General features: G+C 72.7%; 10 protein-coding genes. 7 read left to right on the plus strand and 3 right to left on the minus strand.

What is annotated here, in order from left to right; genetic code table 11:
- Positions 1-36 precede the first annotated feature (36 nt).
- On the minus strand, positions 37-1,044 hold the full coding sequence (locus ACWD4G_RS35090; protein ID WP_451300778.1) for an SAM-dependent methyltransferase: 1,008 nt from the start codon (positions 1,042-1,044) through the stop codon (positions 37-39).
- Positions 1,045-1,247: 203 nt separating this feature from the next.
- Between ACWD4G_RS35090 and ACWD4G_RS35095 the strand changes: the two genes are divergently transcribed.
- Both ACWD4G_RS35095 and ACWD4G_RS35100 read left to right on the plus strand, forming a co-directional pair.
- Positions 1,248-2,450, plus strand: coding sequence for a sensor histidine kinase (locus ACWD4G_RS35095; protein WP_451300780.1), 1,203 nt, complete (start codon positions 1,248-1,250; stop codon positions 2,448-2,450).
- Between the two features lie 135 nt (positions 2,451-2,585).
- Positions 2,586-3,257: a response regulator gene (locus ACWD4G_RS35100; RefSeq protein ID WP_451300782.1), complete on the plus strand. Its 672-nt coding sequence runs from the start codon at positions 2,586-2,588 to the stop codon at positions 3,255-3,257.
- Positions 3,258-3,271: 14 nt separating this feature from the next.
- On the opposite strand, the gene ACWD4G_RS35105 is transcribed toward ACWD4G_RS35100, so the two are convergent.
- Together ACWD4G_RS35105 and ACWD4G_RS35110 are read right to left on the minus strand one after the other, a co-directional pair.
- The gene (locus ACWD4G_RS35105; protein WP_451300784.1) at positions 3,272-4,384 is read right to left on the minus strand and encodes a DUF5937 family protein; all 1,113 of its coding nucleotides are present in this window, start codon (positions 4,382-4,384) and stop codon (positions 3,272-3,274) included.
- A gap of 35 nt (positions 4,385-4,419) precedes the next feature.
- The gene (locus ACWD4G_RS35110; RefSeq protein ID WP_451300786.1) at positions 4,420-5,682 is read right to left on the minus strand and encodes a threonine aldolase family protein; all 1,263 of its coding nucleotides are present in this window, start codon (positions 5,680-5,682) and stop codon (positions 4,420-4,422) included.
- A gap of 192 nt (positions 5,683-5,874) precedes the next feature.
- Between ACWD4G_RS35110 and ACWD4G_RS35115 the strand changes: the two genes are divergently transcribed.
- The 5 genes from ACWD4G_RS35115 to ACWD4G_RS35135 are packed head-to-tail and all read left to right on the plus strand — an operon-like array spanning position 5,875 to position 11,325.
- On the plus strand, positions 5,875-6,822 hold the full coding sequence (locus ACWD4G_RS35115; RefSeq protein WP_451300788.1) for a Rossmann-like and DUF2520 domain-containing protein: 948 nt from the start codon (positions 5,875-5,877) through the stop codon (positions 6,820-6,822).
- On the plus strand, positions 6,819-7,811 hold the full coding sequence (gene panC, locus ACWD4G_RS35120; protein ID WP_451300790.1) for a pantoate--beta-alanine ligase: 993 nt from the start codon (positions 6,819-6,821) through the stop codon (positions 7,809-7,811). The genes ACWD4G_RS35115 and panC overlap by 4 nt, the downstream gene beginning before the upstream one ends.
- Entirely contained in the window at positions 7,808-9,523 is a 1,716-nt protein-coding gene (locus ACWD4G_RS35125; protein WP_451300793.1) for an L-aspartate oxidase, read from the plus strand. Before panC ends, ACWD4G_RS35125 begins: the two co-directional genes overlap by 4 nt.
- A gap of 5 nt (positions 9,524-9,528) precedes the next feature.
- Positions 9,529-10,512, plus strand: a complete 984-nt coding sequence (nadC, locus tag ACWD4G_RS35130) for a carboxylating nicotinate-nucleotide diphosphorylase (RefSeq protein ID WP_451300795.1) — start codon at positions 9,529-9,531, stop codon at positions 10,510-10,512.
- A gap of 15 nt (positions 10,513-10,527) precedes the next feature.
- The gene (locus ACWD4G_RS35135; protein ID WP_451300797.1) at positions 10,528-11,325 is read left to right on the plus strand and encodes a type III pantothenate kinase; all 798 of its coding nucleotides are present in this window, start codon (positions 10,528-10,530) and stop codon (positions 11,323-11,325) included.
- Positions 11,326-11,443: the final 118 nt, after the last annotated feature.

Raw genomic sequence — 11,443 nt, forward strand, 5'->3', positions numbered from 1 at the left:
GCGTCGACAAGTAGGCGTCGACATGTAGGTGTCGGCTCACGTCCCGAGTGGGTTTGGAATTCCAACCGGCTGCATCAGCCAGCCGAAGTCGCCCAGACCGCCGGACGCGGTCAGCTCGGCGGCCTCGCCCGCACCCGCCAGGGCCCGTACGTACGCCGTGGGGTCGGCGCTCGCCAGGGAGAGCGGGGGACGGGCTCCGGTGACCCCCAGGGCACGCAGGGCCTCCCGCTGGGTCAGCAGCCGGGCACCCGGCAGCTTCGGCGCCTCCAGACACGCGTCCAGCGCCACATGCGCGGTGATGTCGCAGGACCCGTCCGGCACCGGCGCCGTCTCCCGCCCCTCCCGGAACCCGGTGAGCGTCCCGAAGGGCGGCCGTCCCCCGGCGAGGTGCGCGTAGTCGACGGCGACGGCGAGCCCCCGCTCGACACCGGCCACAGCACCGGCCCAGGCCCGATCACGAGACACCCCGATCTCGGCCCGCAACCCCTCCTCCGCACCCAAGGGCCACCACCGCCCCAGCCACTCCGCCTCCACCCCACCGACGGGCTCCCCGAGCCGTTCGGCGCCGTCCTCCCGTACGAGGACGAGGCGAGCCACACCCGCCGAGTCGACCTCCACGACCTCGACAGGCACGTTGTCGAGCCATTCGTTGGCGAAGAGGAGCCCGGTGATGGCCGAGGGCGGCTCGCCCATCCACTCGATCCGGTCGTCGAGTCCGTCAGGCCGTTCGGCGATCTCAACGGCATACGCGCGCGTGCGGTCGCCCACGTCAGCGGGAAGGGTCGCGAGCACTCCGCTCACCAGCTCCCCCCGCCCGGCCCCCATGTCCACGAACGCCAGCTCGTCCGGATGCCCCAAGGCTTCGTCGACCCGAGACAACAACCGGGCAACGGCCCCGGCGAAGAGCGAGGACGCGTGCACGGAGGTCCGAAAGTGTCCGGCGGGCCCTTCAGACCGTCGATAAAACCCGTGGACCCCATAGAGCGCCTCTTCGGCCGCCGCCAGCCAAGGCCGCGCCCCGATAGGGGCGCGGGGCTGTGACATATGCGGCTCCGCCGCGTGGGCGCGATCAACCACAACGGACCCGCAGTCGCACACGGACATCTCCCCCCGAGCTCCTAGGCGATCCATCACAACGCCAGGCTAAGCGGAGCGCCACGCCTCCACCTTGGGGAGTACGTGCCCCGCCCACGGATCGACCCTCCGGTTGACCCCGGCACACGGCCCCCTTCCCTACGCTGGGTTACGTGCAGCGCCTCTATGACTTCCTCCGCAGGCATCCGACATGGGTCGACGGCTTCTGGGCCGTCGTCCTGCTCGGCATGTCCCTGGTGGGCGGCACGGTCGACCCGGACTACGCGTCGGACGTGAACGAAGCCGCGATCGTGACGATCACGTCGATGCTCTGCCTGGTGGTCGCCCTGCGGCGCCGCTTCCCCGAGAAGATGCTGGTCCTCGCCGCCGTGGCGGGCGTCCTGCAACTGGCCCTCGACGTACCGAGGATGCCGGCCGACTTCGCGATGCTGGTGATCATCTACACGGTCGCGGCGAACGGCGCCCGCTGGGCCTCCCGGCTCGCCCTGGCCGGCGCCCTGGCCGCGGCGTCACTGGCGCAGATGCGCTGGTACGAGGAGCGGGTGAGCATCCTGGGCAACGCGGCGCTCGCGGTCGTGCTGACCGTGCCGTTCGTCCTCGCCTGGGTGCTGGGCGACTCGCTGCGCACCCGGCGCGCGTACTTCGCGCAGCTGGAGGAGCGCGCCGCCCGGCTGGAGAGGGAGCGCGAGGCGCAGGCCAAGGTGGCCGTCGCCGCCGAGCGCGCCCGGATCGCCCGTGAGCTGCACGATGTCGTCGCGCACAACGTCTCGGTGATGGTCGTCCAGGCCGACGGCGCCGCCTACGTTCTCGACGCCGCCCCGGACCAGGCGAAGAAGGCCCTGGAGACCATCTCGTCCACCGGCCGGCAGGCCCTCGCCGAGATGCGCCGCCTCCTCGGCGTCCTGCGCACCGGCGAGCACAAGGAGGTCGGGGAGTACGTTCCGCAGCCGGACGTGGAGCAGATCGACGACCTCGTCGAACAGTGCCGTGTCGCCGGGCTGCCCGTCGACTTCAAGGTCGAGGGCACCCCGCGCCCGCTGCCCAGCGGGGTCGAGCTGACGGCGTACCGCATCGTCCAGGAGGCGCTCACCAACACCCGCAAGCACGGCGGCCCGAACACCGGCGCCAGCGTCCGGCTGGTCTACTTCGACGACGGCCTCGGTCTGCTCGTCGAGGACGACGGCAAGGGCGCACCCCATGAGCTGTACGAGGAGGGCGGCGCCGACGGGCAGGGGCACGGGCTCATCGGGATGCGGGAGCGGGTCGGTATGGTCGGCGGCACGCTGGACGCGGGCCCCCGCCCCGGCGGCGGCTTCCGGATCAGCGCCCTGCTGCCCCTGAAACCCGCACACTGACCCGGTCATGTCACTCACTGACACCTGTAACGCCCACAACACCCGCAACGCCCGCAACCGCCACAGCGCCCATAGCGACCAAGGCGCCCGCAACGGACATGCCGGCCGTCGTGCCGGACACGGAAGAGGACCCCGATGGCGATCCGCGTAATGCTCGTCGACGACCAGGTGCTGCTGCGCACCGGGTTCCGGATGGTGCTGGCGGCTCAGCCGGACATGGAGGTCGTGGCGGAGGCGGGCGACGGTGTCGAGGCCCTCCAGGTGGTGCGGTCGACGGAGGTCGATGTCGTCCTGATGGACGTCCGTATGCCGAAGCTGGACGGTGTCGAGGCCACGCGTCGCATCTGCGCCGAGCCGAACCCGCCGAAGGTGCTGATCCTGACCACGTTCGACCTCGACGAGTACGCCTTCTCGGGGCTGAAGGCGGGCGCCTCCGGCTTCATGCTCAAGGACGTGCCGCCCGGTGAGCTGCTGGCCGCGATCCGTTCCGTGCACAGCGGTGACGCCGTCGTGGCCCCTTCCACCACCCGGCGGCTCCTCGACCGGTTCGCCCCGATGCTGCCGGGCACCGCGGCCGAGCCCCGGCACAAGGAGCTGGAGCGGCTCACCGAACGCGAGCGCGAGGTCATGATCCTCGTCGCCCAAGGGCTCTCCAACGGCGAGATCGCCGCCCGCCTCGTCCTCTCCGAGGCGACCGTGAAGACCCACGTCGGCCGCATCCTGACCAAGCTGGGCCTGCGCGACCGCGTCCAGGTGGTCGTGCTGGCGTACGAGACGGGGCTGGTACGGGCGGGCGGGCAGGGCTGAGGCCCCACCCCGGCCTACCGCAGCACCCCCTCCAGGAAGTCGCTGCCCAGCCGGGCCACCACCGTCACGTCCAGCTGGTGCAGCACGTACCGGCCGCGTCGGCGGGTGGTGAGCAGGCCCGCCCTCTTCAGGACGGCCAGATGCCGGGATATCTCCGGTGGCGTCATGCCGAGCATCTGGGCCAGCTCGCCCGTGGTGTACGCGCTGCGGGCGAGGTTGCGGCACAGGCGCATCCGGACGGGGTGGGACAGGGCGGTCATCCGCAGGGCGAGCTGCTCGACCGAGGGCGGGGCGACGGGGTCGGCGGCGGCCACCGGGTACTGGATCACCGGCTGCCAGCCGTAGCGGTGCAGCACGGCGAGGTGGGGGCGGCCGAGGCTGGTGGGGATCAGCAGCAGTCCGCCGTCCGCCGTGGTCGTACGGCCCTCGGACAGCTTGTCCACGATGATCCACGCCCCGGCCTCGTCCAGGGCCATGGCGGGGGAGACGGCGGCCAGCGCCTCCGCGAGGCCCTTGTGCCGCAACACCTCGGTCTTGTGGCGGGCGTCCGCCGCGAGCGGGTGACTCAGCCGGGACCAGGTCTCGGCGAAGAACGCCTCGTCGCAATCCTCCAGGAACTGCCGCAGCCAGGCCCGTGTCCCCGGCGGGTCCGCCAGCAGCCGCCGGGCGAACCGCACCTGCCGCGGCCCGCGCGCGGCGGCCAGCTCCAGGGCACGCCGCCGCATCTCCGGGTCGGACAGCGGACCGGGCCGCCGCGAGTCGTACGCGTACCCCGGGGAGCAGACGAACTCCAGGCCCGCGTCCACGAACTGGTCGTCCGTCAACTTGTCCAGCAGGTCCAGTTCATCGGCGAGCGTCGCCCCCGGCCGCGTGTCCCGCCCGGGGATGCCGGCGAACGGCATGAACAGGTCCGAGAACGTCGTACGCCACAGGAAGTCCGCCTCGCACATCCGATCGGCCACGTGGGCGTCCAGCCGGGCCGTCACCCCCGTGACCCACCCCTGGAGCCCCGGATGATGCCCCGGCTCGGCCAGCACATGCAGGGCCATGCCGAGCTCGGCCAACGGCGAGGGCGCGACCGCCACACTCTCCCGCCGCAGCCCCGAGACATCGATCCGCACGCTCATGGACCCATGGTGCACTCGACCACTGACAACGCCCCCTACCCGTCGGCCTTCTGTGGCCCTTCCGCCTCCGGTCCTTCCTCCGTCGCCACCTGGCCCACTCGTGCCACGAACTCCGCCACCGCCTTCTTCACGTCCTCGGCTGTCCACTCCAACCCGGCGGCGCGGACCTCCAGTTCGGTGACGGCCAGCCCCGGCCCGCCCAGATCCCAGGGTCGGGCGAAGAGTGAAGTCCCGGTCTCCTCGGCCAGGCAGACCGCCGCCTCCGCGACGACGTCGACGTCGTAGGGGAGCCAGAGCTGGAACTCGTTGGTGTGCGGTTCCTCGGGGTGGACCCGGGCCCAGGGGACGCCCGCCGCCGCGAAGCCCTCCCGGAGCGCGGCGGCGATCACGCGCGCGTGGCGGACGTATGCGGGAAGCCGGGGCAGTTCGCGGTCCAGGCCGATCAGCGCGGACAGGGCCGTGGGGAACTGCTGGAAGAGCTGGCCGCCGTAGCGGTGCCGCCAGGCCTTCGCCTCGTCGATCAGGGCCCGGGGACCGGCGATCGCGGCCCCGCCGTACGCGTCCAGGGACTTGTAGTACGAGACATAGACGCTGTCCGCGAGGCCCGCGATCTCGTCGACGGGGCGGCCGAAATGGGTGGCAGACTCCCACAACCGGGCCCCGTCGAAGTGCACCACGGCCTCACGCGCGCGTGCCGCCTCGGTGACCTCCACCAGCTCGTCCCAGGACGGCAGCACGAAACCGGCCTCCCTGAGGGGCAGTTCCAGCATCAGGGCACCGAAGGGCTCGTCGAGGTCGCGCACCTCGTCGGCGGTCGGCATCCGGGGCTCGCCGGTCAGCCGGACCGGCCGCAGACCGCTGACCTGGCTGAAGGCATGCCGCTCGTACATCTCGGGGTGGCAGAGCGCGTGCAGCGCGACGGCCGGGTTCCCGGTACGGCCCGCCCAGCAGCGCAGCGCCACCTGCTGGGCCATCGTGCCGGTCGGGAAGAACGCGGCGGCCTCCATGCCGAGCAGCGCGGCGGTCCGCTCCTCCAGCGTCTCGACGATCCCGTTGCCGTACATGTCCGCCGGCTCGTCCAGGTCGTACACGTCCCCGGCCGCCTCCAGCAGCGCCAGCCGCTCACGGACCGTCGCCAGCGCACTCGTCCGCGACAACACCCGCTCCGCCGCCCGGTGCGCGGCCCGACGCCGTCCGTAGCGGGCCGCGGCCGCCGACTCCTCGACGGCGGACTCCCCGCCCCCGGAAAGCGGTTGCTCGTCCGTCGTTCCCGCTGCCTTCTCCGCTGTATCGGTCATCCCCGGATCATCCCGCGCCCCGTGTCCCCCGGCACGGGTTTTTCATACTGGCCGTACGGGCGTGACCTGCGGACTCTTCCCGCGCCCACCCACAGCCTGTGGACAACCGATCGACCCTCGAACCAATCGCGTTAACATGACGAGAAATCGTCCGGTACCCAGAGCGGACTGGAACGGGAAGGCCACCACCGAGTGAGTACATTCCAGCAACCAGAGCCGAAGGACCGCCCCGCGCGGCTCACCGTCGGTGTCGTCGGCGCCGGCCGGGTCGGTCCCGCGCTGGCGGCGTCGCTCCAGTTGGCGGGACACCGCCCGGTGGCCGTCTCCGGCGTCTCCGACGCCTCCAGGCGGCGCGCGGCGGCGCTGCTGCCCGACGTTCCGCTGATGTCCCCGGCCGATGTGCTGCAGCGCGCCGAGCTGGTCCTGCTGACCGTGCCGGACGACGCCCTGCCGGGCCTGGTCGAGGGCCTGGCGGAGACGGGTTCGGTGCGGCCGGGGCAACTGCTGGCGCACACCTCGGGGCGGTACGGGGCGAAGGTGCTGGACCCGGCGCTGCGCGCGGGCGCGCTGCCGCTGGCCCTGCACCCGGCGATGACGTTCACGGGGACCCCGGTGGACGTCCAGCGGCTCGCGGGGTGCTCGTTCGGGGTGACGGCGCCCGAGGAGCTGCGGCTGGCCGCCGAGGCCCTGGTGATCGAGATGGGCGGTGAGCCCGAGTGGATCGCGGAGGCCGACCGGCCGCTCTACCACGCGGCCCTCGCCCTCGGCGCCAACCATCTGGTGACCCTGGTCGCCCAGTCCATGGAGCTGCTGCGCACCGCAGGCGTCACCGCCCCCGACCGCATGCTGGGCCCCCTCCTGGGCGCCGCCCTGGACAACGCCCTGCGCTCCGGTGACGCGGCCCTCACCGGCCCCGTCGCGCGCGGGGACGCGGGCACGGTCGCCGCCCATGTCGCCGAGCTGCGCGCCCACGCCCCGGCGACCGTCGCCGGGTATCTGGCGATGGCCCGCGCGACCGCCGACCGTGCCCTCGCCCACGGCCTGCTCAAGCCGGAGCTGGCCGAGGACCTCCTCGGGGTACTCGCGGGCGGGACGGCCGCGGCCGACGGCAGCGACGGCACCGAAGGGAACGCCCGATGACCACCACCGTGCTGCGTACCGCCGACGAACTGCACGCACGCACGCGTGCGGGACGCCGGGCCGTCGTGATGACCATGGGCGCCCTGCACGAGGGCCACGCCACGCTGATCCGCACCGCGCGCGAGATCGCGGGCGACACCGGCGAGGTCGTGGTCACCGTCTTCGTCAACCCCCTGCAGTTCGGCGCAGGCGAGGACCTCGACCGCTATCCGCGCACCCTGGACGCCGACGTCAAGCTCGCCGAACAATGCGGCGCCGACGTCGTGTTCGCACCTTCGGCGGACGAGGTCTACCCCGGCGGCGAGCCCCAGGTCCGCATCACCGCCGGCCCCATGGGCGGGCGTCTGGAGGGCGCCTCCCGGCCCGGCCACTTCGACGGCATGCTCACCGTCGTCGCCAAACTGCTCCACCTCACCCGCCCCGACGTGGCGCTCTACGGCCAGAAGGACGCCCAGCAGCTCGCCCTGATCCGCCGCATGGTCCGCGATCTGAACTTCGGCATGGAGATCGTCGCCGTCCCGACCGTCCGTGAGGACGACGGTCTGGCCCTGTCCAGCCGCAACCGCTATCTGTCCGCCGCCGAACGCCGTACGGCCCTGGCGCTCTCCCAGGCGCTGTTCGCGGGCCGCGACCGGCATGCGGCGCAGGAGGCCCTGCGCGCGCGTGCCCGCGAAGTGCCCTCCACGCGCGCGCGTGCCGAGGCCCTCAGCGCCATCGGCGAGTCCCGCGCGGCCGCCGACGCCCACGCCATGGCCAAAGCCGCGCCCGGCGGCCCGGCCGCCGTCCGCGCCGCCGCCCGCCTGGTCCTCGACGACGCCCAGCGCATGAAGCCGCCGCTGGCCCTGGACTACCTGGCCCTGGTCGACCCGGCCGACTTCACCGACATCCCCGACGACTTCACCGGCGAAGCCGTCCTCGCCGTCGCGGCCCGGGTGGGGACGACCCGGCTGATCGACAACATCCCTTTGACCTTCGGAGCCGCCTCGTGACCAGCACAGGCATAAGACTGCACGCGCCCGCACCGGGATGGTCCATCAACGCCGACGTCGTGGTCGTCGGCTCGGGCGTCGCCGGCCTGACCGCCGCGCTGCGCTGCGAGGCCGCCGGCCTGCGCACCGTCGTCGTCACCAAGGCCCGCCTCGACGACGGCTCCACCCGCTGGGCCCAGGGCGGCATCGCCGCCGCCCTCGGCGAGGGCGACACCCCCGACCAGCACCTGGACGACACCCTGGTGGCCGGCGCGGGCCTGTGCGACGAGGACGCCGTACGCCTCCTCGTCACCGAGGGCCCCGACGCCGTACGCCGTCTGATCGCGACCGGCGCCCACTTCGACGAGTCGGAGGAGGGCGGCCTGGAGCTGACCCGCGAGGGCGGCCACCACCGCCGCCGTATCGCCCACGCGGGCGGCGACGCCACCGGCGCCGAGATCTCCCGGGCCCTCGTCGAAGCGGCACGCGCGCGTGGACTGCGCACGATCGAGAACGCGCTCGTCCTGGACCTCCTGACGGACGCGGAGGGCCGTACCGCCGGTGTCACCCTGCACGTCATGGGCGAGGGCCAGCACGACGGCGTGGGAGCCGTCCACGCCCCCGCCGTGGTCCTCGCCACCGGCGGCATGGGCCAGGTCTTCTCCGCCACCACCAACCCGTCCGTGTCCACCGGCGACGGCGTCGCCCTCGCCCTGCGCGCGGGCGCCGAGGTCTCCGACCTGGAGTTCGTCCAGTTCCACCCCACCGTGCTGTTCCTGGGCACGGACGCCGAGGGCCAGCAGCCCCTGGTCTCCGAGGCGGTACGCGGCGAGGGCGCCCACCTGGTCGACGCCGACGGGGTGCGCTTCATGATCGGCCAGCACGAGCTGGCGGAACTCGCCCCGCGCGACATCGTCGCCAAGGGCATCATGCGCCGTATGCACGAGCGGGGCGCCGAACACATGTACCTGGACGCCCGGCACTTCGGCGCCGACATGTGGGAGCACCGCTTCCCCACGATCCTCGCCGCCTGCCGCGCCAACGGCCTCGACCCGGTCACCGAGCCCATACCGGTCGCCCCGGCCGCCCACTACGCCTCCGGCGGCGTCCGCACCGACTCCCACGGCCGCACGACCGTCCCCGGCCTCTACGCCTGCGGCGAGGTCGCCTGCACCGGCGTCCACGGCGCCAACCGGCTCGCCTCCAACTCCCTCCTGGAGGGCCTGGTCTACGCCGAGCGCATCGTCACCGACATCGTCGCCGGCCACGCCGAGAACGGCCTCCACGCGCGCGTGCCCCAGCCCGTCCCGTACGCCGAGAAGCCCGCGCATCCGCTGCTCGCCCCGGAGATACGGTTCGCGATCCAGCGGACCATGACCGAGGGCGCCGGAGTGCTGCGCTCCGAGGAGTCCCTGGCCAAGGCCGCCGCCGCCCTGGACCGGCTGCACGCCGACGCCCGCGACGCCCTCGACGTCAACGGCAAGACCGCCGAGCCCGGCGTCGACACCTGGGAGACCACCAACCTGCTGTGCGTGGCCCGCGTCCTGGTCGCCGCCGCCCGGCTCCGCGAGGAGACCCGGGGCTGCCACTGGCGCGAGGACCACGCCGAGCGCGACGACACCGAGTGGCGCCGCCACATCGTCGTACGGCTGAATCCGGACCGGACGCTCGCCGTACACACCACCGATACCGCAGACTTCCCCCCGACCCGGCCGCACCTCCAGGAGCAGTGACAGACGTGACCACCCCCGAACTTCCCCTCGCCTCCGGCGGCGGCTGCGGCGACGGCTGTGCCTGCGGCGCCGACGGCATCGCGGATGACGAGTACTTGGAGTGCGGGCTCGACCCCGCGCTCGCCCAGCTCCTGGCCGACGCCGGACTCGACCCCGTGGAGGTCGAGGACATCGCCAACGTCGCCATCCAGGAGGACCTCGACCACGGCGTCGACGTGACGACCGTCGCGACCATCCCCGAGGACGCCCGCGCCACCGCCGACTTCACCGCGCGCGAGGGCGGCGTCGTGGCGGGCCTCAGGGTCGCCGAGGCGGTCCTGTCGGTGGCCTGCTCCGACGAGTTCGAGGTCGAGCGCCATGTCGACGACGGCGACCGCGTGGAGGCCGGCCAGAAGCTCCTCAGCGTCACCGGAGCCACCCGCGACCTGCTCACCGCCGAACGCAGCGCCCTCAACCTCCTGTGCCGCCTCTCCGGCATCGCGACCGCCACGCGCGCGTGGGCGGACACGCTGGAGGGCACCAGGGCGAAGGTGCGCGACACCAGGAAGACCACACCGGGCCTGCGCTCCCTGGAGAAGTTCGCGGTCCGCTGCGGCGGCGGCGTCAACCACCGCATGTCGCTGTCCGACGCGGCACTGGTCAAGGACAACCACGTGGTCGCCGCCGGCGGAGTCGCCCAGGCGTTCAAGGCCGTCCGCGAGATGTTCCCCGAGGTGCCCATCGAGGTCGAGGTGGACACCCTCCACCAGCTCCGCGAGGTCGTCGACGCGGGCGCCGATCTGATCCTCCTGGACAACTTCACGCCGATCGAGTGCGAGGAGGCCGTGGCCATCGTCGACGGCCGCGCGGCCCTGGAGGCATCGGGCCGACTGACCCTGACCAACGCCAAGGCGTACGCCGACACCGGCGTCGACTACCTGGCGGTCGGGGCGCTGACCCACTCCTCCCCGATCCTCGACATCGGCCTCGACCTGCGCGCGGCGGAGTAGGACGGACGACGGGCCATGCTGCTGACCATCGACGTGGGCAACACCCACACCGTCCTCGGACTGTTCGACGGCGAGGACATCGTCGAACACTGGCGGATCTCCACGGACGCGCGCCGCACCGCCGACGAACTCGCGGTCCTGCTGCAGGGCCTCATGGGCATGCACCCGCTGCTCGGCGAGGAACTGGGCGACGGCATCGACGGCATCGCCATCTGCGCGACCGTCCCGTCCGTCCTGCACGAGCTCCGCGAGGTGACGCGCCGCTACTACGGCGACGTCCCCGCGGTCCTCGTCGAACCGGGCGTCAAGACGGGCGTCCCGATCCTCACCGACAACCCCAAGGAGGTCGGCGCCGACCGCATCATCAACGCGGTCGCGGCGGTCGAGCTGTACGGGGGGCCGGCGATCGTCGTCGACTTCGGTACGGCGACGACGTTCGACGCGGTGAGTGCGCGGGGCGAGTACGTGGGTGGTGTGATCGCCCCCGGTATCGAGATCTCCGTGGAGGCGCTGGGCGTCAAGGGCGCCCAGCTCCGCAAGATCGAGGTGGCGCGGCCGCGCAGTGTCATCGGGAAGAACACGGTCGAGGCCATGCAGGCGGGGATCGTGTACGGGTTCGCCGGGCAGGTGGACGGGGTGGTCGGTCGGATGGTGCGTGAGCTGTCCGATGATCCCGAGGAGGTGACCGTGATCGCGACGGGGGGGTTGGCGCCGATGGTGCTGGGTGAGTCGTCGGTGATCGACGAGCATGAGCCGTGGTTGACGTTGATCGGGTTGCGGTTGGTGTACGAGCGCAACGTCTCGCGTCTCTGAGGAGTCTCGCCCCCGCCGGGGTTGGGTCGGTTGGCGGGTGCGGGTGGGTGGGGGCCGATCGCGCAGTTCCCCGCGCCCCTAAAAGCTTGGGGCTGCGCCCGTGCTTTTTAGGGGCGCG

It is taken from the genome of Streptomyces sp. NPDC002643, assembly GCF_053592555.1.